The 24,064-nt window shown below is 70.8% G+C and carries 23 protein-coding genes, 1 tRNA gene and 1 pseudogene; 11 read left to right on the top strand and 14 right to left on the bottom strand.

Annotation, left to right across the window (positions count from 1 at the left end):
- The first annotated feature begins 63 nt into the window (after positions 1 to 63).
- The 4 genes and pseudogenes from AC6CKD_RS19920 to AC6CKD_RS19935 all read left to right on the top strand — a co-directional run bounded on the left by AC6CKD_RS19920 (position 64) and on the right by AC6CKD_RS19935 (position 2,438).
- Positions 64 to 264 carry a hypothetical protein gene (locus AC6CKD_RS19920; protein WP_254382427.1) on the top strand — a complete coding sequence of 67 codons (201 nt, stop codon included), beginning with the start codon at positions 64 to 66 and terminating at the stop codon, positions 262 to 264.
- A complete protein-coding gene (locus tag AC6CKD_RS19925) occupies positions 261 to 899 on the top strand; it encodes an aminodeoxychorismate/anthranilate synthase component II (protein WP_254382122.1) in 639 nt (212 codons plus the stop codon). The genes AC6CKD_RS19920 and AC6CKD_RS19925 overlap by 4 nt, the downstream gene beginning before the upstream one ends.
- Positions 881 to 1,708, top strand: a pseudogene (locus AC6CKD_RS19930) (class E sortase); the annotation flags it as partial. The gene AC6CKD_RS19925 and the pseudogene AC6CKD_RS19930, both read left to right, overlap by 19 nt.
- A 10-nt stretch (positions 1,709 to 1,718) precedes the next feature.
- Complete coding sequence (locus AC6CKD_RS19935; RefSeq protein ID WP_498328778.1) at positions 1,719 to 2,438, top strand: class E sortase; 720 nt, start codon at positions 1,719 to 1,721, stop codon at positions 2,436 to 2,438.
- Positions 2,439 to 2,827: 389 nt separating this feature from the next.
- Here AC6CKD_RS19935 and pknB read toward each other — a convergent pair whose 3' ends face one another.
- From pknB to AC6CKD_RS19965, 6 genes are all read right to left on the bottom strand, one after another.
- Positions 2,828 to 4,846 carry a Stk1 family PASTA domain-containing Ser/Thr kinase gene (gene pknB, locus AC6CKD_RS19940; protein WP_498328779.1) on the bottom strand — a complete coding sequence of 673 codons (2,019 nt, stop codon included), beginning with the start codon at positions 4,844 to 4,846 and terminating at the stop codon, positions 2,828 to 2,830.
- Between the two features lie 215 nt (positions 4,847 to 5,061).
- Entirely contained in the window at positions 5,062 to 6,528 is a 1,467-nt protein-coding gene (locus AC6CKD_RS19945) for a peptidoglycan D,D-transpeptidase FtsI family protein (RefSeq protein ID WP_498328780.1), read from the bottom strand.
- Entirely contained in the window at positions 6,525 to 7,949 is a 1,425-nt protein-coding gene (locus AC6CKD_RS19950) for an FtsW/RodA/SpoVE family cell cycle protein (protein ID WP_498328781.1), read from the bottom strand. Before AC6CKD_RS19950 ends, AC6CKD_RS19945 begins: the two co-directional genes overlap by 4 nt.
- Before the next feature lie 31 nt (positions 7,950 to 7,980).
- Positions 7,981 to 9,456 carry a PP2C family protein-serine/threonine phosphatase gene (locus tag AC6CKD_RS19955; RefSeq protein ID WP_498328782.1) on the bottom strand — a complete coding sequence of 492 codons (1,476 nt, stop codon included), beginning with the start codon at positions 9,454 to 9,456 and terminating at the stop codon, positions 7,981 to 7,983.
- 141 nt (positions 9,457 to 9,597) lie between these two features.
- Complete coding sequence (locus AC6CKD_RS19960; RefSeq protein ID WP_243331039.1) at positions 9,598 to 10,101, bottom strand: FHA domain-containing protein FhaB/FipA; 504 nt, start codon at positions 10,099 to 10,101, stop codon at positions 9,598 to 9,600.
- Between the two features lie 10 nt (positions 10,102 to 10,111).
- Positions 10,112 to 10,966 carry an FHA domain-containing protein gene (locus AC6CKD_RS19965; protein ID WP_498328783.1) on the bottom strand — a complete coding sequence of 285 codons (855 nt, stop codon included), beginning with the start codon at positions 10,964 to 10,966 and terminating at the stop codon, positions 10,112 to 10,114.
- 291 nt (positions 10,967 to 11,257) lie between these two features.
- Here AC6CKD_RS19965 and AC6CKD_RS19970 point away from each other — a divergent pair.
- A tRNA-Leu gene (locus AC6CKD_RS19970) sits at positions 11,258 to 11,340 on the top strand.
- A 194-nt stretch (positions 11,341 to 11,534) separates the two neighbouring features.
- Here the strand turns inward: AC6CKD_RS19970 and AC6CKD_RS19975 are convergent.
- Together AC6CKD_RS19975 and AC6CKD_RS19980 are read right to left on the bottom strand one after the other, a co-directional pair.
- On the bottom strand, positions 11,535 to 13,199 hold the full coding sequence (locus AC6CKD_RS19975) for a phytoene desaturase family protein (RefSeq protein WP_498328784.1): 1,665 nt from the start codon (positions 13,197 to 13,199) through the stop codon (positions 11,535 to 11,537).
- Complete coding sequence (locus AC6CKD_RS19980) at positions 13,196 to 14,170, bottom strand: ACP S-malonyltransferase (protein ID WP_498328785.1); 975 nt, start codon at positions 14,168 to 14,170, stop codon at positions 13,196 to 13,198. The genes AC6CKD_RS19975 and AC6CKD_RS19980 overlap by 4 nt, the downstream gene beginning before the upstream one ends.
- Positions 14,171 to 14,429: 259 nt before the next feature.
- Between AC6CKD_RS19980 and AC6CKD_RS19985 the strand changes: the two genes are divergently transcribed.
- The 5 genes from AC6CKD_RS19985 to AC6CKD_RS20005 all read left to right on the top strand — a co-directional run bounded on the left by AC6CKD_RS19985 (position 14,430) and on the right by AC6CKD_RS20005 (position 18,061).
- The gene (locus AC6CKD_RS19985) at positions 14,430 to 14,681 is read left to right on the top strand and encodes an acyl carrier protein (RefSeq protein WP_498328786.1); all 252 of its coding nucleotides are present in this window, start codon (positions 14,430 to 14,432) and stop codon (positions 14,679 to 14,681) included.
- Positions 14,674 to 15,930: a beta-ketoacyl-[acyl-carrier-protein] synthase family protein gene (locus AC6CKD_RS19990; protein WP_498328787.1), complete on the top strand. Its 1,257-nt coding sequence runs from the start codon at positions 14,674 to 14,676 to the stop codon at positions 15,928 to 15,930. The genes AC6CKD_RS19985 and AC6CKD_RS19990 overlap by 8 nt, the downstream gene beginning before the upstream one ends.
- Positions 15,927 to 17,057, top strand: coding sequence for a beta-ketoacyl synthase N-terminal-like domain-containing protein (locus AC6CKD_RS19995; protein WP_498328788.1), 1,131 nt, complete (start codon positions 15,927 to 15,929; stop codon positions 17,055 to 17,057). The genes AC6CKD_RS19990 and AC6CKD_RS19995 overlap by 4 nt, the downstream gene beginning before the upstream one ends.
- Before the next feature lie 126 nt (positions 17,058 to 17,183).
- A complete protein-coding gene (locus AC6CKD_RS20000) occupies positions 17,184 to 17,657 on the top strand; it encodes an FAS1-like dehydratase domain-containing protein (protein WP_498328789.1) in 474 nt (157 codons plus the stop codon).
- A complete protein-coding gene (locus AC6CKD_RS20005) occupies positions 17,654 to 18,061 on the top strand; it encodes a MaoC/PaaZ C-terminal domain-containing protein (protein WP_498328790.1) in 408 nt (135 codons plus the stop codon). Before AC6CKD_RS20000 ends, AC6CKD_RS20005 begins: the two co-directional genes overlap by 4 nt.
- Here AC6CKD_RS20005 and AC6CKD_RS20010 read toward each other — a convergent pair.
- The 5 genes from AC6CKD_RS20010 to AC6CKD_RS20030 all read right to left on the bottom strand — a co-directional run bounded on the left by AC6CKD_RS20010 (position 17,964) and on the right by AC6CKD_RS20030 (position 22,434).
- The gene (locus tag AC6CKD_RS20010; protein WP_498328944.1) at positions 17,964 to 19,370 is read right to left on the bottom strand and encodes an MFS transporter; all 1,407 of its coding nucleotides are present in this window, start codon (positions 19,368 to 19,370) and stop codon (positions 17,964 to 17,966) included. The two genes, AC6CKD_RS20005 and AC6CKD_RS20010, sit on opposite strands and share 98 nt — an antisense overlap.
- A 120-nt stretch (positions 19,371 to 19,490) precedes the next feature.
- A complete protein-coding gene (locus AC6CKD_RS20015; RefSeq protein WP_478685229.1) occupies positions 19,491 to 19,934 on the bottom strand; it encodes an ester cyclase in 444 nt (147 codons plus the stop codon).
- Positions 19,935 to 20,018: 84 nt separating this feature from the next.
- Positions 20,019 to 20,723 carry a 3-oxoacyl-ACP reductase FabG gene (gene fabG / locus AC6CKD_RS20020; protein ID WP_498328791.1) on the bottom strand — a complete coding sequence of 235 codons (705 nt, stop codon included), beginning with the start codon at positions 20,721 to 20,723 and terminating at the stop codon, positions 20,019 to 20,021.
- Between the two features lie 41 nt (positions 20,724 to 20,764).
- Complete coding sequence (locus tag AC6CKD_RS20025) at positions 20,765 to 21,448, bottom strand: HAD family hydrolase (RefSeq protein WP_498328792.1); 684 nt, start codon at positions 21,446 to 21,448, stop codon at positions 20,765 to 20,767.
- Positions 21,445 to 22,434 (bottom strand): AfsA-related hotdog domain-containing protein, encoded by a 990-nt coding sequence (locus tag AC6CKD_RS20030; RefSeq protein ID WP_498328793.1) that lies wholly within the window; start codon positions 22,432 to 22,434, stop codon positions 21,445 to 21,447. Before AC6CKD_RS20030 ends, AC6CKD_RS20025 begins: the two co-directional genes overlap by 4 nt.
- Positions 22,435 to 22,636: 202 nt before the next feature.
- Between AC6CKD_RS20030 and AC6CKD_RS20035 the strand changes: the two genes are divergently transcribed.
- Entirely contained in the window at positions 22,637 to 23,284 is a 648-nt protein-coding gene (locus AC6CKD_RS20035; protein WP_498328794.1) for a MerR family transcriptional regulator, read from the top strand.
- Here the strand turns inward: AC6CKD_RS20035 and AC6CKD_RS20040 are convergent.
- Entirely contained in the window at positions 23,272 to 23,904 is a 633-nt protein-coding gene (locus AC6CKD_RS20040; protein WP_498328795.1) for a class I SAM-dependent methyltransferase, read from the bottom strand. The genes AC6CKD_RS20035 and AC6CKD_RS20040 overlap by 13 nt on opposite strands.
- Positions 23,905 to 24,064 lie beyond the last annotated feature (160 nt).

Raw genomic sequence — 24,064 nt, forward strand, 5'->3', positions numbered from 1 at the left:
CTCCGCGCCGGGCGGGTGCCTTTAGGCTGTGGACGTACCGCCCCTGCGGTGCGTTGAACGATCGTGGACGAAAAGGACACAGGCGGCATGTACGGCTGGATCTGGCGGCATTTGCCGGGTAACGCGTGGGTACGCGTGATGATCTCCCTCGTGCTGGTGCTCGCGGTGGTGTTCGTGCTGTTCCAGTACGTCTTCCCGTGGGCCGAGCCGCTGCTTCCGTTCAACGATGTGACGGTGGACGAGGGATCGGGAGCGACTCCGTGAGCGCGCGCATTCTGGTTGTCGACAACTACGACAGCTTTGTCTTCAACCTGGTCCAGTACCTCTACCAGCTCGGCGCCGAGTGCGAGGTGCTGCGCAACGACGAGGTCGAGCTCGCCCACGCCCAGGACGGCTTCGACGGCGTGCTGCTGTCCCCGGGCCCCGGCACGCCGGAAGAGGCCGGCGTCTGCGTGGACATGGTCCGCCACTGCGCGGACACGGGCGTACCGGTCTTCGGCGTCTGCCTCGGCATGCAGTCGATGGCCGTCGCCTACGGAGGCGTCGTCGGCCGGGCTCCGGAACTGCTGCACGGCAAGACCTCGCCGGTGGTCCACGAGGGCCTCGGCGTCTTCGAAGGCCTGCCCTCGCCCTTCACCGCGACCCGGTACCACTCCCTCGCGGCCGAGCCGCCGACCCTCCCGGACACACTGGAGGTCACGGCGCGGACCGAGGACGGGATCATCATGGGTCTGCGCCACCGGGAGCACGACGTCGAGGGCGTGCAGTTCCACCCCGAGTCCGTGCTGACCGAGTGGGGCCACCGGATGCTCGCGAACTGGCTGGTGCGCTGCGGTGACGCGGGCGCGGTGGAGCGCTCGGTGGGGCTCGCCCCGGTGGTGGGCAAGGCCGTCGCGTGACGGCCCTCGCGCCGTCCGCGCCCACCGAGGGCCGGGCAGCGCGACGCAGGGCAGCGCAGGAGGCAGCGAAGCGTACGCGGACGCGGGGCCGTGGCCGGCGGCGCAGGCGGCCCGCCTCGGGCGGGCCGGTCGTGGTCCTCAGCAGGCTCGCCGGGGAGCTGTTCATCACGCTGGGCCTGGTGATGCTGCTCTTCGTCGGCTACCAGCTCTGGTACACGAACTTCCTGGCGGGCCGGACGGCCGACGACGCCGCCGGCTCCCTGCTCCAGAACTGGGACCGCGAGCCGGTCGGCGCGGCCGCGCCGCCCGTCGCGGCCTTCGAGCCGGGCCAGGGCTTCGCGATCCTGTACATCCCGAAGCTGGACGTGAAGGTGCCGGTCGCGGAGGGGACGAACAAGGCGAAGGTCCTCGACAAGGGGATGGTCGGCCACTACGCCGAGGCGCCGCTCGCGACCGGGATGCCGGCCGATCCCCAGGGCAACTTCGCCCTGGCGGGCCACCGGAACACGCACGGCGAACCGTTCCGCTACATCAACCGGCTGGTGCCGGGGGACAAGATCGTGGTGGAGACGCGCGACGCGTACTACACGTACGAGATGAGCTCGCAGCTCGCGCAGACCCCGCCGTCGAACGTGTCGGTCATCAAGCCGGTGCCCGTCGGATCGGGGTTCACCTCCCCGGGCCGGTACATCACGCTGACCACGTGCACCCCGGAGTTCACCAGCACCTACCGGCTGATCGTATGGGGCAGGATGACCGCAGAACGCCCCCGCAGCCAGGGTGCTCCGCCCGAGCTGACCAGCCCGTAGAGGATCCGCAGTGTCACGTGCCGCCGCACCGTCCCCGAGCCGCAGCGCCTTCGCGGGGTTCCTGAGCCTGCTGGGCGAGCTCCTGATCACGGTGGGCCTCGTGCTCGGGCTGTTCGTGGCGTACTCGCTGTGGTGGACGAACGTCCTGGCGGACCGGGACGCCTCCGCACGCGGCGACGCGGTGCGCGAGCAGTGGGACAGGGCGGCGCCCGCGCAGGAGGCGGCGGCGGCGCCCGGCGTGCTGGACACCCAGGGCGGGATCGGCTTCCTGCACGTGCCGGCGATGAAGAACGGCGAGGTGCTGGTCAAGCGGGGCACCGGCTCGGAGGTCCTGAACGACGGCGTCGCCGGCTACTACACGGAACCGGTCAAGTCGGCGCTGCCGTGGGACCCGGCGGGCAATTTCGCGCTGGCGGCCCATCGCGACGGGCACGGGGCCAAGTTCCACAACATCGACAAGCTGAAGAACGGCGACGCGGTCGTCTTCGAGACCCGCGACACCTGGTACGTGTACAAGGTCTTCGCCGAACTGAGCCAGACTTCGAGGTACAACGTGGACTCGATCAGCCCGGTCCCCAAGGAGTCGGGCCGCACGGCGCCGGGCCGCTACATCACCCTGACGACCTGCACGCCCGTGTACACCTCGAAGTACCGCTACATCGTGTGGGGCGAGCTGGTCCGCACGGAGAAGGTCGACGCGAAGCGGAGCCTTCCGGCGGAGCTGCGCTGAGGGTGTGGACGACTCCCGTTTGAAAGCGACAGCCTGTCGCTTTCGAATTCAGCGCAGCGCCTGGAGCCGTACCCCGGCGCTCCAGGCCTCCAGAAGGCCCCTGTGGACGGTTGTCACGCCTCCCCGGGCGGGCGATGGCCAGGGACTCGCGCGTGAAGGCGCAGGTGGCCACGTAGAGGGCCACATCGGCCTGGTGGAGGACCTTCGAGGAGCCGAGGAACTTCTGCATCTCACCGCTGAGCACGTGCCGGAAGGGTGCGAAGTTCTCGCACTGGACGGCGACCGAGCGTCCGTCCTGCACCTGTCAGAGCCTGGTAGCCGTTGGACAAAATGGGTCCGGCCCCTCTCGTGGAGAGGGGCCGGACCCGTTGTCGTGCGTGCGCCGCCGGCTAGTTGCCGAGGCCTCCGAAGAAGCCGCCGCCGTTGTTGCCGCCGTTCTGCTGGCCGTCTTCCATCGTGGTCACGTCGATCACCGCGCCGGGCTGGACCGTGGTGCCGACCCCGGGGTTCGAGGTCAGGATCCTCGCCTTGCCGTCGGAGGAGCCCGACAGCACGGCTCCGAAGGCGAGGTTCTTGGAGGCGAGCAGCGCGCGGGCCTCGTTGATCGTCCTGCCCGCCAGGTTCGGGACCTGGATCTGCTGGACCGGCTTGGCGACGGAGATGTTGACCGTCGAGCCGACGTCGACCGAGCTGTTGATGCCGGGGTCCTGGCTGACGACCGTCTTGGGGGCCGTGCCCGGGGGCGCGTCCACCTCGGTGATGCTGCCGAGCTTCAGCTTGAGGGCCTGCAGGGCCTTCGAAGCGTCGCCCTGGCTCTTGCCGGTGAGGTCCGGGACGGTCACCTTGGAGACTTCCTTGGCCACCGTCAGCTCGATCGTCGAGCCCTTCTCGGCCTCGCCGCTCTTCGGGTTCTGCTCGATGACGGTGCCGGCGGGCCGCTCGGACTCGACCGTCTTCTTCTGGATCTGGAAGCCCTTCTCCGTGAGCGCCTTCTCCGCGTCGGCGACCGCCAGGTTGATGACGTTCGGAACGAGGACCTTGGGCGCTCCCGTGGAGACCTTCACCTTGACGACGGAGTTCTTGTCGACCTTGACGCCCTCGGCGGGGTTCTGCTCGCAGACGCTGCCCTTGGGGGCGGCCTCGCAGGGCATCTCCCCGTCCTGCTGGACGACGAGACCGACGTTGTCCCCGTTGGCCTTGGCCTGCTCGAAGGTTTCGCCGATGAGCTTGGGGACCGCGGGCCGGTTGTCGGCGGTGGTGTCGAAGAGGGCCCGTCCGATGAGGATCGCGCCGACCAGGACGAGGATGCCGGCCGTGACCAGCAGGATCGTGGAGGCCTTGCTCTTCTTCTGCTGACGCCGGCCGTGGCCGCCCTGGTCGTAGCCGCCCTGGTCCCCATACCCGTATCCGCCGTCGCCCGGGGGCATCGGCGGGAGCATGGAGGTCTGGTTCGGGTCGGCGGTGCGCAGGGCGGTGGTGGGCTGGTCGTAGCCCTGGTGTCCGTAGCCCTGCCCCTGGTCGGGGTAGCCGTAGCCGGCGGCGCCCATGGAGGCGGTGGCCGCGACGGGCTGGCCGTCGAGGCAGGCCTCGATGTCGGCGCGCATCTCGTCGGCGGACTGGTAGCGGTAGTCGGCGTCCTTGACCAGCGCCTTCAACACGATCGCGTCCATCTCGGGCGTGATCTCGGAGTCGAAGTTCGACGGGGGCTGGGGCTCTTCCCGTACGTGCTGGTAGGCGACGGCGACCGGGGAGTCGCCGATGAACGGCGGCCGGACGGCGAGGAGCTCGTACAGCAGGCAGCCGGCCGAGTAGAGGTCGGAGCGCGCGTCGACCTGCTCGCCCCTGGCCTGCTCCGGGGAGAGGTACTGGGCGGTGCCGATGACGGCGGCGGTCTGCGTCATGGTCATGCCGGAGTCGCCCATCGCGCGGGCGATGCCGAAGTCCATGACCTTGACCTGGCCGGAGCGGGTCAGCATGACGTTGGCGGGCTTGATGTCGCGGTGCACGATGCCGGCGCGGTGCGAGTACTCCAGCGCCTGGAGGATGCCGATGCACATCTCCAGGGTGCGCTCGGGCAGCAGCTTGCGGCCGGAGTGCAGGAGTTCGCGCAGGGTCGAGCCGTCGACGTACTCCATCACGATGTACGGGATGGAGATGTTGTCGACGTAGTCCTCGCCGGTGTCGTACACGGCGACGATCGCCGGGTGGTTGAGCGATGCGGCCGACTGGGCCTCGCGCCGGAACCTGGCCTGGAAGGACGGATCGCGGGCGAGATCGGCGCGCAGGGTCTTGACGGCGACGGTACGGCCGAGCCGGGTGTCGTGGGCGAGGTAGACCTCGGCCATGCCACCACGGCCGAGCACGTGGCTCAGCTCGTACCGGCCGCCGAGGCGACGCGGCTCTTCCATAACGTGCAGCCCTCTCCGTCAGTCCCGACCGCACCGGTGTGTGGTCCGGCGGTGTGCTGTTCGCGCAAAGGCTACCGGCCGATCGCCGGTGATCGGTTCGTGACCACAGGCTGATACCGGACCGGTACCGTACGCTCCGATCCGGGCGGGAACGGTGACCCGGATCACATTTTCGTGCCCCTTGTGCGCTCTCGCGTGGCCTCGTGCCCCGCCCGTTACCCCTTGTTGCTCTTGAGTACTGCTTCCATGACGGCCTTGGCAACGGGGGCCGCGAGACCTGCGCCGCTGATGTCCTCGCGGTCCGCGCCGCTGTCCTCGATGACGACGGCGACGGCGACCGGCGAGCTGCCGTCCGGGTTCTCCACGTAGGAGATGAACCAGGCGTACGGGCGCTTCTTGTTGCCCTCGCCGTGCTGGGCGGTGCCGGTCTTGCCGCCGACCTTGGTGTCCTTGATCCTGGCGGTCTTGCCGGTGCCGTTCTCGACGACGTTGACCATCATGTCCCGGACCTTCTTCGCGTTCTCGGCGGAGAGGGGCCGGCTCATTTCCTGCGGCTCGTGCTTCTCGATGACGTCGACGTTGGGCGATTCCAGCTGCTTGACCATGTACGGCTTCATCAGCTTGCCGTTGTTGGCGATGGCGGCGGTGACCATGGCCATCTGCAGCGGGGTGGCCGCGGTGTTGAACTGGCCGATGGAGCTGAGGGCGTTGCCGTCCTTGCCCATGGTCTTGTCGTAGACGCTGGCGAAGGCGCGGACCGGGGTGTCGATCTTGTCGTTGTTGAAGCCGAACTTCTCGGCGGTCTTCACCATGTTGTCCCGCCCCACCTTGTTGCCCAGGTTGGCGAAGACGGAGTTGCAGGAGACCTGCATGGCGTAGTTGAGGGTGGCCTTGCCGCAGTTCGGGGCGTGGTTGACCATCTCGGTCTTGGTGCCCGGAAGGATGTAAGGGTCCTCGGTGTCGGTCGGCGCGTTGACGTCCGTGACGACGCCGTTCTCCAGGGCCGCGGCGGCGGTGACCACCTTGAAGGTGGAGCCGGGCGGGTAGGTCTCGCGCAGGGCGCGGTTGACCAGCCTCTTGTCCTCGCTGTCCTTGAGCTCGACCCAGGCCTTCTCGTCGGTCTTCGAGTTGCCCGCGAAGGACGTGGGGTCGTACGAGGGGGTGCTGACCAGGGCGAGGATCGCGCCGGTGCGCGGGTCGATCGCCGCGACCGCGCCCTTCTTGGTGCCGAGCTTGTCGAACGCGGCCTGCTGGGCGGCGGCGTTGAGCGTGGTGACGACGTTGCCGCCCTGCTTCTTCTCGCCGGTGAACATGCCGATGGTGCGGTCGAAGAAGAGCCGGTCGTCGTTGCCGGTGAGGATGCCGTCCTCGATGGACTCCAACTGCGTGGAGCCGAAGGCCTGCGAGGCGTAGCCGGTCACCGGGGCCCAGAGCGGCCCGTCGAGGTAGCCCCGCTTGTACTTGTAGTCGCTGCCGTCGGTGACGTCGGAGCGGGTGATCGCCTTGCCCTCGACGATGATGTTGCCGCGTTCGGTGGCGTACTGGGCGATCTGGACCCGGCGGTTCTCCTTGCGGGTGCTCAGTTCCTCGGCCTTGACGTACTGGATCCAGTTGGTCCGCACGAGCAGTGCCAGGACGAGCAGCCCGCAGAAGATCGAGATGCGGCGCAGGGGCTTGTTCATGACGGGCGGACCACCTGGGTCATCTCGGAGTCGGGGGACGGTGCCGGGGCCGGGGCGGGGCGGCGTGCGGTGTCGCTGATCCGGATGAGGATGGCGATGAGGATCCAGTTCGCGAGGACGGACGAGCCGCCGGACGCGAGGAAGGGCATGGTCATGCCGGTCAGGGGGATGAGGCCCATGACCCCGCCGGCGACCACGAAGATCTGGAGCGCGAAGGCGCCGGAGAGGCCGATCGCGAAGAGCTTGCCGAAGGGGTCGCGGGCGGCGAGGGCGGTGCGCACGCCCCGCTCGATGATCAGGCCGTAGAGCAGGAGGAAGGCCATGACCCCGGCGAGCCCGAGCTCTTCGCCGACGGTGGAGAAGATGAAGTCGGAGTTGGCGGCGAAGCCGATGAGGTCGGAGTTGCCCTGTCCCCAGCCGGTGCCGAGGACCCCGCCGGAGCCGAAGCTCATGATCGACTGGCCGACCTGCTCGCAGGCGCCGGAGTCCTGGTAGCAGGCGAAGGGGTCGAGCCAGGCGGTGACGCGGGCCTTGACGTGGCTGGCGGTGGCGCCGACCACGGTGGCCCCGCCCACGCTCATGAGCAGGCCGATGACGATCCAGCTCGTCCGCTCGGTGGCCACGTACAGCATGATCACGAACATGCCGAAGAAGAGCAGCGAGGTGCCGAGGTCGTTCTCGAAGACCAGGACGAGCAGGCTCATCGCCCAGATCATCAGGATCGGGCCGAGGTCGCGGCCGCGCGGCAGGTAGAGGCCCATGAAGCGGCGGCTGGCGAGCGCCAGGGCGTCGCGCTTGACCATGAGGTAGCCGGCGAAGAAGACGGCGATGACGATCTTCGCGAACTCGCCGGGCTGGATGGAGAACCCGCCGACGCTGATCCAGATCTTGGCGCCGAAGACGTCGGCTCCCAGACCCGGGATCACGGGCAGGATCAGCAGCACGAGCGAGGCGGCCATGGAGATGTACGTGAACCGCTGGAGCACGCGGTGGTCCTTGAGGACCAGCAGTACGACGGCGAACAGGGCGATGGCGAGCGCCGTGTACATCATCTGCCGGGGCGCGGACTCGGAGAAGGCGCCGAACTGGCGCTTCGCCAGGTTCTGCAGCCGCTCGGACTGGTCGAGGCGCCAGATCAGGACGAGGCCGAGCCCGTTGAGGAGCGTGGCGATCGGCAGCAGCAGCGGGTCGGCGTACTTGGCGTAGCGCCGTACGACGACGTGGGCGATGCCCGCCAGGACGCCGAGGCCGAGCCCGTAGGTGAGCATGCCCGGGGGCAGCTTCCCGTGGATCGACAGGCCCGCGTTGGCGTAGGCGAAGATCGGGATGACCACGGCGAAGGCGAGCAGCAGGAGCTCGGTGTTCCGCCGGCTCGGCAGCTCGATGGCGCCGATGGTGGTCGTGTTGGTGACAACGCTCATGGTGTGGCGGGCCCCCTGTGCCCGCGTATGTCTACTGCTTCTCGCACAGGCCGACGACCTGCTGCTCGGCGGCAGTCAGCTCGGGGCCGGGTGTTTGGTTGCCCTGCGCCTCGGCGGCACGCCGTTCCTCGTCCTTCTTGCAGGCGGAGGTCTGGGTGCCGAGCTCGTCGATCTTCGTGCGGGCGGAGTCGAGGCTGCTTTCGCTGATCGTGTCCGCGACCTGCTTGCGCTTGAAGGGCGGCAGGTACTTCAGTTCGATGTCGGGGCGGTCGGTCTCCACCGTGGAGAGCTCCATCGGCCCCAGCTTCTGGCTGATCCCGCGGAAGAGCGCGACGTGCTCGTCCTTGACCCCGACGTAGAACTGCGTCTGGGTCCAGCGGTAGCCGGCGTACAGGCCGCCGCCGATGACACCGAGGACGACGAGCAGCGTCAGCGTGCGCGTGGTCCACTTGCGCCCTTTGCCGCGGCGCCTGCGCGGGTGGTCGTACGTGTCCTCGTACCCGGAGTCCCCGTCGTACGGGTCGGGGTCGCCGAAGCTGCCGTACGCGTCGGCTCCGCCGCCCTGTCCCGGGGCGCCGTAACCGCCGTAACCCGGAGCCTCGCCGCTGCCGGGGGGGCCGAAGGCGCCGGCGGGCGGGGGGCTCTGGCGGCCGAGCCCGGAGGCGCGGCCCGCCGGCGTCTGCATGGCGTTGCCGCCGTCGAAGAGCTGGTGGTGCTGGTTCTCGGCGACCGCGCCGACGACGACCGGGGTGTCGTTGACCTGCGCGGCCAGGGTGTCGCCGCTGTCGGTGTCGAGGACGTCGGCCACGATGCAGGTGATGTTGTCGGGGCCGCCGCCGCGCAGCGCGAGCTGGATGAGCGAGGCCACGGTCTCGCGGGGGCCGTGGTAGTCGGCGAGGGTCTCCTCCAGGGTCTGGTGGGAGACCACGCCGGAGAGCCCGTCGGAGCAGATCAGGTAGCGGTCGCCGACCCGGACCTCGCGGATGGAGAGGTCGGGCTCGACGATGTCGCCGCTGCCCAGGGCTCTCATCAGCAGGGAGCGCTGCGGGTGGGTGGTGGCTTCCTCTTCGGTGATCCGGCCCTCGTCGACGAGGCGCTGCACCCAGGTGTGGTCCTGGGTGATCTGCGTGAGGACGCCGTCGCGGAGCAGGTAGGCGCGGGAGTCGCCGACGTGGACCAGGCCGAGGCGCTGGCCCGTCCACAGGAGGGCGGTGAGCGTGGTGCCCATGCCCTCGAGCTGGGGGTCCTCCTCGACCATGACCCGCAACTGGTCGTTGGCGCGCTGCACCGCGGTGCTGAGCGCGGTGAGCATGTCGGAGCCCGGGACGTCGTCGTCGAGCTGCACGAGGGCGGAGATCACCTCGGAGCTGGCGACTTCACCGGCGGCCTGGCCGCCCATGCCGTCGGCGATCGCGAGGAGACGGGGACCGGCGTAGCCGGAGTCCTCGTTGCCCTCGCGGATCATGCCCTTGTGCGATCCGGCGGCGAACCGCAGGGACAGACTCATGCGCACCTGCCCTGTCGACGCCTCGGGGTACAACCGGTCTCGAGCCACACTGCCCACCCTCCGGCCTGGAACGCGCTCGGGTCCGTGTCCCCGGTGGGACCGGCCGCTGCGGCTCGCTCGCTCCGCTCGCTCATTCTCGTACTACTTCCGCAGCTCGATGACGGTCTTGCCGATGCGGATCGGGGCGCCCGGCGGAATGGGCGTCGGGGTGGTCAGCCGGGTCCGGTCGAGATACGTGCCGTTGGTGGACCCGAGATCCTCGACGATCCACTGGCCGTCACGGTCGGGATAGATCCTGGCATGCCTGCTGGAGGCGTAGTCGTCGTCCAGCACGATCGTGGAGTCGTGGGCGCGGCCCAAGGTGATCGTCTGGCCGGCGAGGGCCACCGTGGTGCCCGTGAGGGTGCCCTCGGAGACGACGAGTTTGGTGGGCGCACCGCGGCGCTGGCGCTGCTGCGGTGGGGCCGCCGGCTGGCGGCCCTGCTGGGTCGGGGCGCCGGAAGCGCCCCCGCCGCGTCGGGAACCGCGCTGCGTGACTCTCGTACCGAAGAGATCGCTGCGGATGACCTGGACGGCCACGATGACGAACAGCCACAGAACGGCCAGGAAACCCAACCGCATGACCGTCAGGGTCAGCTCTGACATTGCCCCCGCTTCACCCTTCGGCTTGCCGGTAAATGATGGTGGTGCTGCCCACGACGATCCGCGAACCGTCGCGGAGCGTAGCGCGGGTGGTGTGCTGCCCGTCCACCACGATGCCGTTGGTGGACCCGAGATCCTGGATCGTCGAGGGCGTTCCGGTCCGGATCTCACAGTGCCGGCGCGATACGCCGGGATCGTCGATCCGCACGTCGGCTTCGGTGCTTCGGCCGAGTACGAGCGTAGGGCGCGAGATCTGGTGGCGGGTGCCGTTGATCTCGATCCAGTGGCGCCGTACGGCGCCGCCGGTGGGTACGGGGGCCGGTCCGCCCGGTCCTGCGGGGCCCGGCCGGCGCGCACCGGGTCCGCCCGGGGGCGGTCCGGCGGGCATCGGCGGCGCGGAGGCCGGCGGGTACCCGTAGCCGCCGGGCTGGGCAGGGGGGGCCTGGTGGCCCTGTCCCGGGCCCGGACCGTGCTGGCCGGGGGACTGGGAGGTGCTGGCGGCGAGCGTGCGGCTGCGGACCCGGTAGAGCCCGGTGTCCAGGTCGTCCGCCTTCTCCAGCTGGACCTTGATGGGGCCCATGAAGCTGTAGCGCTGCTGCTTGGCGTAGTCGCGGACGAGGCCCGCGAGCTCGTCGCCGAGCTGGCCGGAGTAGGGGCTCAGGCGCTCGTAGTCGCCCGCGCTCAGCTCCACGATGAAGTCGTTGGGGACGACGGTGCGCTCGCGGTTCCAGATGGTGGCGTTGTTGTCGCACTCGCGCTGGAGCGCTCCCGCGATCTCCACCGGCTGGACCTCGGACTTGAACACCTTGGCGAAGGTGCCGTTCACCAGACCTTCGAGTCGCTGCTCGAACCGCTTCAGGACTCCCATGGGGCACCTCCTCCGTCGTTGTCGCCCTGTACTGCTTACTGATCGTATCCACGCGTGGCGGATTCGGGTGGTTCCCCATCGGTCACGTGCGCATGAGTGTTGGTCCTCACAAGCGATCGTAGGGGGGCCCCGAGGACAGTGTCCCGCACCGGCGGCCGGGTACGGGAGGGGCGGTCGTCGGCGGGAGCCCGGAGAGCACGAAAAGCGATGTGAATCCACCCCATCCGACGTGCTAATGTTCCGATGTCGCCAGGGGAACGGCCCGCAAGGGAAGAACCGCTGGTAGCCACTGCGCGAGTGGCGGAACGGCAGACGCGCTGGCTTCAGGTGCCAGTGTCCTTCGGGACGTGGGGGTTCAAATCCCCCCTCGCGCACAGTGAGAGAGCCCCCGCTCCGGAGAGATCCGGAGCGGGGGCTCTTTCGTCGTGCCCGGGGGTGCGCGGGCGTGACGAGCGTCTCGGGTGGCCGTCCGCGCGCGGCCTCGCGCCGGCCCGGGGGAGGGCGCCCGGGCCGTCCCTTCCGGATCTTGCCCGACCCGCGTCGTCCGGCAGGATCCGAAAGGGACGATTTAGCGGAACGGCACCCCCCGGGACACCGAGAGGGGGTCCCAGTGCGGGCCGCGGTCCGGGAGCAGTGCGGGATCTCCGAGCACCGTGCCCGCGTGCACCTCGTGCATGAGGCGGCGGCCCAGGATCTGGCCGGCGCAGGCGATGCCGCTGACGGCGGAGCCCGTGATGCCGTTCCCGTAGCGGGTGTTGGCCCCGGCGATGTGCAGGCCCTCGATGAGGGTGGCCGTGTCGGGGCGGGCTCCGGTGGCGCCCCACTGGGCCATGCCGAAGGGGGTGCCGCCGGTGGAGAGGGTGTACCGCTCCTGGGTGAGCGGGGTCGCCGTCTCCAGGTGGGTGATGTGGCCGCGGAACGGGCCGAGGACCTCCTCCGCGGCGTCCAGGACGGATTCGGTCAGCCGGGCCTTCTCCTTGCGGTACGCCGGGTTCTCGCGGTACCTCCCGCCGTCGGCCGGGCCTTCGGCGACGCCCCACGGGCCGAGGCCGGGCGGGCAGAGGGTCATCAGCTGGAAGTTGGAGTGGCCGGGCGGGCAGATGCGGCGGCCGACGTGGTCCTTGCCGGAGGCGAAGGACATGAAGAGGAAGTCGGTGGTGGTGTTCGCGGCGCCGGAGCGGAGGTCTTCGTAGAAGCGGGCGATGTCCTCGCCGCGGTACCACCACACGTTGGCGTGGCGCTCGACGTCCTTGTTCAGGGCCACGTAGACGGTGGCCCAGGGCAGTGCCATCCGGGCGTCCCTGGTCTTGGCGGCCAGGCGCCGGGGCAGCCGGTCCTCGCCCACCAGGTCGAGCATGGTGCGGCGGTAGTCGGCGTTCGACACGACCACCGGAGCCGTGGCGCCGCTCCCGTCCGCGAACTCCACGCCCCGGGTCCGGCCGTCCTCGATCGCGATCCGGGTGACCCGGGCGCGGGTGCGCAGCGCTCCGCCGTGCGCGCGGATCACTTCGAGCAGCCCCGAGGCGAGCATCTGCCCGCCCCCTTGCGGGTAGTAGGCGCCGCGGACGTAGTGGTCGATGAGGGTGGCGTGCGTGGCGACGGTCGCCTCGTCCGGTGACATCCCGTAATTGGGCGACTGGGCGGCGAGCAGGGTGCGGGCGCGGGTGGACAGGGCGCAGTGGTCGAAGAGCTCGGCCAGTGTCCGCCGGCCCCAGGCCACCGAGTGCGGGGCCAGCCGTTGCAGCTCCGCCATGGGCAGGTCCGCGGCGGAGACGATCGCGTCGCGGCGCTCGGCGCCGAGCCCCGCCACGACGTCCAGGAAGGTGTCGATGCCGGCGGCGTCCGCGGGGCAGGCCTCCTGGAGCCGCTCGCGGTACCGCTTCCAGTCGGCCGGCATGTCGAGGGTGGTCCCCCCGACCACGATGCGGTCGAAGCCGTCGGGGTCCATCTCCTCGTACGGGACCCTGCCGCGCAGCCCGAGACCGTCCAGGATGGCCGGCAGGATGCCGTCGGGGCCGCAGTCGCCGAGGTAGTGGACGCCGACGTCGAACTCGTATGCGCGGCGTCTGCGGAACACGTGGCTGTTGCCCCCCGCGACCGCTCCCTGCTCGGCGACCAGGACCCGCTTCCCGCCGACGGCGAGGTAGGCGGCGCACACCAGGCCGCCGATGCCCGAGCCGATGACGATCGCGTCCCAGTCGGGGGAAGCCGTCGGGTGCGTGGTCGGGTTCATGCGGCGCTCCGTACGAGGGTCCTCGGGACGGCGGGCAGTTGGCCGGGCTCCGAGATGGTCAGGCGGGACACCCGGGGCGCGGTCTGGCGGGCCAGGGCGGTGAGCGTGCGGCCGGGGCCGATCTCCACGAACATGTCGCAGTACAGGCCGTCGGCCATCGTGCGCACCGACTCCGCCCAGCGCACCGGGCCGGTCAGCTGGCGTTCCAGGAGGCCCGGCCAGCCGTCCGGGCCGTGGTGCGGCCGCGCGTCGGCGTTGGCCACGACGGGCGCGGATCCGCGGTGGAACTCCGTGGCGGCGAGGGCGGTGGTGAGGGCCGCCGCCGCTCCGGCCATCAGCGGGGTGTGGAAGGCGCCGCCCAGCGGCACCGGCACGATCCCGGCGGCGCCCAGGTCCCGCGCCAGGGTGCGGCAGCGGGCCGTGGAGGCCGGGTCGCCCGACAGGACGGTCCGCTGGACCGAGTCGAGGTGCGCGGCCCAGACCCGGCCGCCGGCCTCGCGCACCGACTCCGCGACGCGCTCGACGGCTTCGGGGGAGAGCCCGTGCACGGCCGTCATGGTGCCGGGGACCGCGGCGGCCGTCTCGTGCATCGCCCTGCCGCGGGCGGCGACCAGGCGTACGCCCTCGTCGAAGCCGATGATGCCGGCGGCCACGAGCGCGGAGTACTCGCCCAGGCCGTGGCCGGCGCACACGAGGGGCCGGGCGGCTGCCGGCAGGGCCCGCCGCAGGTCGGCGAGGATCACCATCTCCAGTACGAACGTGGCGATCTGGGCGGCGTCCGTCCGCGGCGGGCGGTCCGCGCCGCCGACGGGGTCCAGCAGCAGCCCGGCCACGTCGTACCCGGACACCTCGCTCGCACGCTCGGCCAGGAACCAGCTCGGGGAGTCGGCCCAGAGCCGCCCCATTCCGGGATGCCACGCATCCTGGCCTGGAAATATCAAAGCCAAACGTGGACCGCGCAGTCCGCTCATCTCGACCTCTTCCGCCGTCCCGATATCACCGTCCCGGTGATTCTGGCAGGGGGGTTTGGAATCTCGATAAACGCTTGATGAAACCCCGGGCAAATGCCGGACAAAGTGAATGGAGCGCCGCCGTTGTCACTTTAGGGGAATGTACTGCCTCTTTGGTTGTGGGGGGCTTGCTCGGTCAATTCCTACCCGCATACGGTCCTGTTCGAACGGTTCGAAGGCGACGAGAGGCAAGCGCATGACTCAGCAGACCGTGGCATCCGTGAGTGACTACTACGCGGCTGTCAGCGCGATCGTGAACGAAGAGCTCGAGCTCGAAGAGGGCGAGCTCACCGATGGTGGCCACTTCATCGACGACTACGACAGCGACTCGCTCTCCCTCATCACCGTCGTTTCCAGGATCGAGAAGGAATTGGGTGTGGTCATTCCGAAGACCGACCTCGGTGAACTCGTGAACCTGCGTCTCCTGGTCGACGGTGTCGAGCGGTACGCCAAGGAGAACCCGAATGGCTGAGACAGGACCCGCGGGTACTGCCGGCAAGGCGGCGGGAACGTACCGCCGGGTCGTCATCACCGGGCTCGGCGCGGTGTCTCCGGTCGGTATCGGTGCCGATGTATTCGCCGCCGCCATCCGTGCGGGCGAGAACGGTATCGGGCCGATCGAGAGTTTCGACGCGAGTGCCTTCCCGCGCCGCAATGCCGGAGAGGTCCTCGATTTCGAGCCCGCCGACCACCTCAAGCGGCTCGACCCGACGCGCTGGGGCCGCAGCGGCCTGCTGGCCGCCGCGGCCGCCCGGCTGGCCATCGCCGACGCCGGGATCGACGAGGGCCAGCTGGAAGCCGCCGGAGCCGGCGCGATCATGGGGACGACCAGCGGGGAGTCCGCGGTCGTCCAGGTGCTGGCCGAACAGTGGATCCAGGGCGGACTGGAGTCGATCGACGGCGGGCTGGCCGGTCAGACCCCGGCCTCGCGCATCGCCAACGCGGTCAGCTCCGAGCTGCTGTTGAGCGGCGACACGCAGACGATCCCGACGGCCTGCTCCGCCTCCAACTACGCGCTCGGGTACGCCTTCGACCTGGTCCGCAGCGGTGAGGCCGACGTGATGCTGGCGGGCGGCGCCGATGCCGTCAACCGGCTGACGCACGCCGGGTTCTACGCCCTCGGAGCCATGGCCGAGGACGTTCCGCGGCCCTTCGCCGCGGACCGCACCGGCATCGTCACCGGCGAGGGCGGGGCCGTGCTGGTGCTGGAGACGTACGAGCACGCCCGGCGGCGCGGGGCCCGCATGTACGCCGAGGTCCTCGGGTACGCGGCGAACTGCGACGCCTCCCACATGGTGCACCCCGACGCGGCCAGCATCGCGTCCGGCATCCGGGCCGCGCACGAGGCGGCGGGGGTGGAACCGGAGCAGATCGACTACATCTGCGCGCACGGAACGGGCACCCCCACCAACGACGCCACCGAAGTGGCGGCGGCGCGCGAGGTGTTCGGCGACCGCATCCCGCCGATCAGCTCGATCAAGTCGATGCTCGGCCACACCATGGGCGCGGCGTCCGGCTTCGGCGCGATCGCCTGCTGCAAGGCGCTGGAGCAGGACTTCCTGCCGCCCACGGCGCACGTCACCGACCCGGACCCCGAGCTCGGCGAAGGCGTCGACTGCGTACCGGGCACCGGCCGCGAGGCCCGCCTGAACATCGTGCAGAACCACGGCTTCGCCTTCGGCGGGAACAACGTCATCACCATCCTGGGGAGGGTTTCGTGACCGCCACGACCGAGACTTCCGGCACTGCCGCGGAGCGGAAGGCGACCGTCGTCGAACCGCTCTACGTGGCTTCGGCGGGCGTCGTCTCCGCGGCCGGTCTGGGGCTGGACGCGCTGGCCGAGCGGCTGCTCGGCGGCGGGGCCCCCGACGAGTCCCGTGACGAGCCGGTCGGCGAGGACGCGGCGGCGTACCCGCCGCGTCCGGTCCGCGCGGTACGGGGCCTGGACGTCAAGGAGCAGCTCGGACGCAAGGGCACGAAGTACCTGGACCGCCTGACCTCGTTCGGGCTGGTCTCCTGCCAGGAGGTGCTCCAGGGGATCGAGGTCGACGGGGCGCGCACGGGCGTGGTGCTCGCCACGAACACCGGGTCGGTGTCCACGCACAGCACGCTGCTCTACGACACGCTGACGCTGGAGAAGCCGTACCTGGTCAATCCGGGCCGGTTCCCGAACACCGTGATGAACAGCACCACCGGCCAGATCGCCATCCGCAACGGACTGCGCGGCCTCAACGCCACGGTGGCGGGCGGCCAGACGGCCTCCCTGCTCGCCTTCCGGCACGCCCGGCTGGCGCTGACCCTCGGGCGTGCGGACCGGCTGCTGGTCGGCGGTGCGGAGGAGCTGAGCGCTCCGGCCGCCTGGGGCTGGCACCGTACCGGGGTGCTGCGGGAGGGCGCCGCGCTCGGGGAGGGCGCGGCGGTGTTCACCGTCCAGCCCGACCGGCCGGCCGGTGGCGAGCTGGCCGAGCTGCTGGCGTGCGAGTCGCGGTTCACCCCCGATCCGCGCGCCTACGCCGACGGGCTGGCCGACGCCGTCTCGCGCGCGCTGGAGCGCAGCGGGGTCGAACCCGGTGAGATCGACGTCGTCTCCCTCGGGGCCGTGCACCAGCGCGGTCTGGAAGCGGTCGAACGGCGCGGCGTGCGGACCGCGCTGGGCGGTGAGCCGGCGGCGACCGTGCGGATCGCCGACGTGCTCGGTGAGACCTACAGCGCGAGCGGAGCGATGCAGCTCGCCGGTCTCCTCGCGCTGTGGCGGGCGCGGCCGCCCGTCACGCGGGTGACCGCGCTCGTCACCTCCGTGGGGTGGGACGGCAACGCCGCCGCGCTGGTGGTGCGTTCACCCCGCTGATGTCCGGCCGGCTCACAGCGGCGTCCGCGATCCCTCGCGCGGGCGCCGCTGTGCTGTCCGGCCGTCGTGGCGTCCGCGGTTCCGCCGCGGACGCGGTTCTGTCCGCACTTCCCGAGGAGAGGCCCCATGCCATCTGCCTTCGACACGTCCTTCGCGGGGCGTACGTACCCGCCGAGCGAGCCCTACGAGGTCGGCCGCGAGATCATCCGCGCGTTCTCGCGCGCGGTGGGCGCCGAGGCCGGGGACGGCCGGAACGCGCCGCCCACGTTCCCCATCGTGCTGTCCATGCACGCCGAGCGGCAGGTGATCGACGATCCCGGGCTCGGCTTCGACTTCTCCCGGGTCCTCCACCGCGACCAGCGGTTCGAGGCGGTGCGGCCGATCCGGTCGGGTGACCGCCTCGTCGTCGAGATCGAGGTCCTCGCGGCCGCCACCGTCGACGGCAACGACGTGCTCACCCTGCGCGGACGGGTCCGCGAGGCGGACGGCGACGCGCTGGTGTGCACGACGACGTCCACGCTCGTTTCCCGGCACGCCGCGGGGCACGCCGCAGAGCACGCCGCGGGCCTCGTTCCGGCGCACGGGGAGGACGGCCGGTGACCGCCGTAGGAGACGTCTTCCCCACCCGTGCCTTCCGCGTGACCCGGGCCGATCTCGTCCGGTACGCGGCGGCTTCCGGTGACCACAATCCCATCCACTGGTCCGACTCCAGGGCCGCCCTGGTGGGGCTGCCGGGGGTCATCGCCCACGGGATGCTCAGCATGGGCCTGGCCGCCACGGCCCTGCGCGGGTGGGTGGGCGAGGGTGCCGTCTTCGAGGAGTACGGCACCCGGTTCACCCGGCCCGTCGTGGTCCCCGACACCGCCGACGGTGTGGAGATCACCGTCGGCGGCGTGGTGGCGGAGGTCAGGGAAGACGGCTCGGTTCGGGTCGATCTGACCGTGTGCTCGGGGGCGCTGAAAGTGCTGGCGCGGACCCGGGCCGTGCTTTCGTACGCCCGATAGCCAGTCCCGCGAAGGCGCCCGCGAACACCACGGCGGCCCCCGTCAGCACAGCGCTGCGGAGGCCGCCTTGTACGTATACGAGGGTGAGCACGGCGATGCCGAGGGCGCCGCCGAACTCGCGGATGGTGTTGTTCACCCCGGAGACCAGGTTGTGCTCGTGCTCCTCCACTGAGCCGATCACCGTCGCGGGGTTGGCCGCGAAGACCAGGCCCATGCCCACGCCGGCGAGCGCCATGGCCCCGACCATCGCCCCGTAGGACACCCCGGGCCGGGCGATCAGCCCGAGCCAGGCCAGCGCGAGGGCCTGGGCCAGACAGCCGGCCGCCTGGAGCCGCCAGCCGCCCACCCGGTCGAGCAGGGCGCTGGCCACGGGTACGGCCACCATCGGGGCCACGGTCCAGGGCAGGGTGCGCAGCCCCGCTTCGATCGGGGAGTAGCCCATCGGACCCTGGAGGAACTGGGCGAGGAAGAAGATGGATCCGAACACGCCGAAGTACATGGCCATCGCCAGCATGTTGCTCAGCATGAACGGCCGCACCCGGTAGAGGTGGAGCGGGATCAGCGGATGCGCGGCGGTGCGCTGGCGGTAGGCGAACGCGGCGGCGAGCACGGCCGTCAGCGCGACGCCGAGGAGCGTGCGGAGCGGTGACACGTCCTCTCCGGCGGACTGGATGATGGACCAGACGGCGGCCACGACGGTGCCGCACGAGAGCAGGGTCCCCCACACGTCGAGGGGGCGGGCCGCACCGGTCGACTCGCGTACGGCCCACAGGGCGAGCGGCAGGGCCAGCAGGCCCACCGGCACGTTGAGCCAGAAGATCCAGTGCCAGTCCAGGCCCTGGGTCACCATTCCGCCCGCCATCGGGCCGATGGCGATGCCCATGCCGTTGACCCCGCCCCACACGCCGACCGCCAGGGCGCGCTTGGCCGGGCCGACCGCGGCGACCGCGAGGGTCAGGGAGACCGGCAGGATCGCGGCGGCTCCGGCGCCCTGCAGGACGCGGGCGGCCATCAGGGCGCCCACCGAGGTGGCGAGGGCGCACGCGGCCGAGGCCGCGGTGAACACGCCGATGCCCCAGACGAAGACGCGCCGCCGGCCGATCCGGTCGCCCAGTGCGGCGCCGGCGAGCAGGAGTCCGGCGAAGGGCAGGATGTAGCCGTTGACCACCCACTGCAGGCCGGTCTGGCTGGTGTTCAGGTCCTCCGCGATCACGGCGAGGGCGTTGGTGACCACCAGGTTGTCCACGGCGACCATGAACATGGGCAGCGAGGTCGCCACCAGGGCCCACGCCGGCCGGTCGGCTCTCATCACGGCTTCGTTCCTCTCTGTCGTGTCTGTCGTGTCTGTCGCGCGCTGTCGCTGGAAATGCACGCAGGCCGCCGAACCCGTGGGGTGTTCGGCGACCTGAGTGGTGGGGCGGGGAAGGGGTTACGCCTGCGTGCCCGTGGGCGGCAGCTTCAGTTCGACCGCGCCGATCTGGGCCAGCAGGAACAGGTCCTGGCGGCAGGCCCAGTGCTCGTGGACGAGGCCGTCGTCACCGACGCGGTAGATGTGGATGTGCTCGACGTCGACCTTGTTGCCGGTGCCCTCGAAGCCGAGGAAGTTGCCGGTGTGGATTCCGGTGAACCGCACCCGGATCACGGCCTTGTCGCCGTCGGCGAAGGAGTCGAGGTGGTCCCAGCCGGCCTCGGAGAACACGGAGTTCATCCAGCGGGCGGTGCCGAGGTAGCCGTCGGGGCCACCGGGGGTGCCGGGCGGGGCCTCGTAGTCGACGAAGTCGGGGGCGACCAGCGTGTGGGCGGCCTCCGCGTCCAGATCGTTGAAGATCCGGCCCATCTGGTGGGCGATCTCGAGGACCTTGTCGTTCGCCATGGGTTTCCTTTCCTGCGGATGGATGTGACGGGTGGAGATGGCGCGTGGGGGGCGCCGCGTGGGGGGAGTGGCGGGTGTGGAGGGTCAGTGGCCGACGCCGAGGCCGCCGGTGACGGGGACGACCGCCGAGGTGACGTACGAGGCGTCGTCGCTCGCCAGGAACTTCACGACGCCGGCCACCTCCTCGGGCTCTCCCGCGCGGAACAGGGAGGTCTGGCTGAGCAGGTGCTCGCGGCGCGGGCCGGTGACGTCCTTGACCATGTCGGTCTCGATCAGGCCGGGGGTCACCACGTTGACGGTGACCTTGCGGCGCCCGACCTCCCGCGAGAGGGAGCGGCCGAAGCCGATCAGGCCGGCCTTGGAGGCGGCGTAGTTGGTCTGGCCCGGGGCGCCGGACAGGGCGCTCACCGAGGCGACGAGGACGATCCGGCCCCAGCGGGCCTTGAGCATGTCCGGCAGGACCTCCTTGGTGACGGCCACCGCCGCGAGCAGGTTCGTCTCGATGACGGCGCGGAAGTCCTCGGCCGCCATGCCGATGAACAGCTCGTCGCGGGTGATGCCGGCGTTGGAGACCAGCACCTGGATCGGCCCGTGCTGGATGCGGGCCTCGTCCACGGCGCGGCGCACGGACTCGGGGTCCGTCACGTCGCAGCGCACACCGAAGAACCCTTCGGGCGGCTCGCCGGTGCGGTAGGTGACGGTGACCTTGTCGCCCTGTTCGGCGAAGGCGCGTGCGGTGGCGAGGCCGATGCCTCTGTTCCCGCCGGTGACGAGCACGGAACGGCTCACGGTATGGCTCCTTGTCGAAGGTCGGAGGACTGCGCGGGCGATTACGCGGACGACTGCGCGGACGACTGCGAGGGCGACTGCGCGGACGCCAGCAGGGCGCTCAGCCGCTCCGCGGCCGTGCTCGTGTCGGTGAAGTGGATCGCCGTCCAGCCGGCAGCCTCGGCTCCCGCGACGTTGTGCCCGAGATCGTCGATCAGGACGCAGTCGGCGGCGGGGACCCCGGCTCGCTCCGCGGCGAGCGCGAACATGGCGGGCGAGGGCTTGCGGTGGCCGACCTCGAAGGAGAGGAGGACGTCCTCGAAGAGCTCGTCCACGTCGACCATGCGGCGCCAGTGGGCGTCCCAGGTCGGGACCATGTTCGAGATCATTCCGACGAAGGCGCCGGCCTCGCGCGCCTTCCGCAGCTCGGCCACCCACGCGTGGTTGGTCTCGCGGCCGTCGAACCAGGTGTCGGCCAGGGTCGTCAGCTTGCGTCCGGTGATCCCGTGATCGGCCGCCAGCACGGCGGAGATCTCGTCGAGCCACTCCTCCTCGGTGACGAGGGGGGTGTCGATGGGCTCCATCGGGTCGGCCGTGCCGTAGCGGGCGGTGACCTTTCCGAGGGCCTGCCCGAGCGCCTGCTGGTCGAGGTTCTGGGCCCCGCAGAAGGCGGCCATCGTGTGGGAGATCGGAGGTGTCAGGACACCGCCGAAGTCGGTCCAGACGGCAAGGCGCCGCGTACTCACAGGTGGCTCCCGGATGCGGTGGTGACGGTGACGTGGGCGATCTGCTCGCCGGCCTGGACGAAGCGCACCGGAACCGTGCCGGGCGCACCCGGGCCGGGGCGGTCCGCTTCGGCCAGGACGGTGTCGTCCAGTTCGGCGAACCGGTCGAACCGGGCCTCGAAGCCGACGGCGTACGTGGCCAGGGGTTCGCCGGTGGCGAGCAGGGCGAGCTGGCGGGCGGCCTCGACGAGGGTCATGGCCGGGAGGTGGTCGTAGACGTGGTCGAAGAGCGCGCGGTTGTCGAAGCGGGGTGTCACCCGGGCCGTGACCGCCTCCGGCGCGTGGTCGGCGCCGGACAGCACGACGTTGAGGGGGTTGCCCCGGCCGACCTGTCCGGGCTGCTGCTGTCCGCTGCCGTCGTCGCCCGGGCCGTGGCGGCCGTAGTCCGAGGTCAGGGGCGCCGGGGTGCCGCGCTGGGCGTGCCGCAGCACCTCGTTCTCGTGCGGGTTGAGGAAGAGCACGTCCATCTCGTGGTCGCCGACCTCGACACCGTCCATGAAGTACCGCTGGGCGACCGTGCCCTTGCGGACCCGGCCGCGCCGGTTCGCCTTGCCGGAGTACTCGGTGTCGATGTGCAGCCGTCCCGGCTTCGAGCCGATCTTCAGCGCCGCGAGGCCGTGCAGGTCCATGCGGAAGCTGTCGACGATCATCGTGGTGCCCTGGGACAGGCCCATGTGGGCGTGCGATCCGGCGATCGCGGCCTGCCGGCCCGACTCCAGGAGCAGCAGGGCGTCGTAGACGGCCGGCTCCTGCACGTGGTCGCTGTAGTAGCCGTGGGTCAGGGGCAGTTGGACCGCGGTGCGTATGCGCATGGGGGTCAGGGGCCTGATGTCGGTCACGAAGACCTCGGAGACGGCGGCCCGGTGGACCAGGGAGCGGTCCACGGTGCGCCCGTAGGCGAGATCGCCGGGCTCCGAGGGAAGCTCCGGAACCACTTCTGTGGTCATACCTGATTCCTTCGGCTCGGTTCTTTGGCTTCCAAGAGGGGGAGTTTGGGTACGGATTGAGCCTCGCAGTCCGGCATGGAAGCGTGATCGTGCGCAAATTCAAGACCGATAAAAGCTGGGCAATTCGCGGACGCGGCGGACTCCGGGCGGGTTGTTGTGGCCGGGGGGTAAACGCGGAGGGGAAACGCAGTATCCTGGTGGAATGCGTATCGGAGAGCTGGCGCGGAGTACCGGAGTTTCGGTAGCGACGGTCAAGTACTACGCCCGTGAAGGGCTGTTGCCGTCCGGCGAGCGGACGAGCCCCAACCAGGTGAGCTACTCCGAGGCGCACGCGCACCGGCTCAGGCTGATCCGGGCGATGCTGGAGGTCGGCGGCCTGTCGATCGCCGCCGTCCGCGAGGTGCTCGCCGAGGTCGACTCGCCCCGCCGCACGGTCCACGGCATGCTCGGCGTCGCCCAGTCCGCGGTCACCCGCGCCGTGGCCGACCCGAATCCGGAGGGCGACTGGGCGGGTGCCGAGCGCACCGTCGAGGAGCTGGTGCGGCGCCAGGGCTGGGCGGTCAAGCCCGAGAACCCCGGCTGGAAGGCGCTGGTCCAGATCGTCGTGACCTACCGCGACCTGGGCCGGGGCGACCTGCTGTCCCTGCTCGACGAGTACGCGGCCGTGGCCGGACGCCTGGCCGGCGCCGAGCTGGCCGCCCTTGCCCGGGTGCCCAGTGCGGACGGCAAGGTGGAGGGCGTCGTCCTCGGCACCCTCCTCGGCGACGCGGCCATGTCGGCCCTGCGCCGCATCGCTCAGGAGGACGCGTCCGGACGCGTGTCCGCCCGGGTGGAGGATCAGGCGCTGTAGGCGAGCGCGGGTGCCACCAGGGCCAGGTGGTGCACGTGGGCGGGCGGCACGTTCCACAGCACGGTCTCGGTGCGGAACCGGTGGCGCCGCAGTGCCCGCTCCAGTACCGCCTGGGTTCCCAGCGTGCGCTCGCGCGTCTCGCCCGAGGTGAGGGCCCGGCGCAGGGGCGGGATTCCGGCGTACGCGAAGAAGGACAGCGTGCCGCCCGGGTTCAGCGAGCCCAGCAGCTGCCCGAGGATGTCCGCCACGACCGGGGCCTCGAAGTTCGCGAAGGGCAGGCCGCACACGATCGTGTCGTACGAGCCGAGTTCGTGGTCCTGGACCAGGCCCGGCAGCAGGCCTATGCGCGAGTCGTCCCGGTAGGTGTGCCGCAGCAGGTCGGCGAACCGCGGGTTGGGCTCGATCAGTTCGAGGGTGTCGAGGGGGCCCAGCGCCGGCTGGATGTACCTGGTCACGGCGCCCGTGCCGGGGCCGACTTCGAGCACGGCGCGCGGCCTGCCCGGACTGGGGATCACGTAGCGGGTGAGGGCCCGGGCCAGTAAGGGACTGCTGGGAGCGATGGCTCCCGTGTCCCGACGGGTCCGGGCGAACTCCTTGAGGAACAGCATCACGTCGGTCATGTGCGCCCGCCTAGGCTGGTGATAGGTGATAGTGAATCTATCGATACCTTAGGTTACAGTTCATGTGGAGGCGCGTTCGTCCGCTGCCGAACCGACGCTAGTGACCCGCCGACCTGGGGTCATCACTCACCAATGACCCGGCACATGCCTCGAAAGAGGT

This window comes from Streptomyces sp. GQ60 (genome assembly GCF_059758875.1).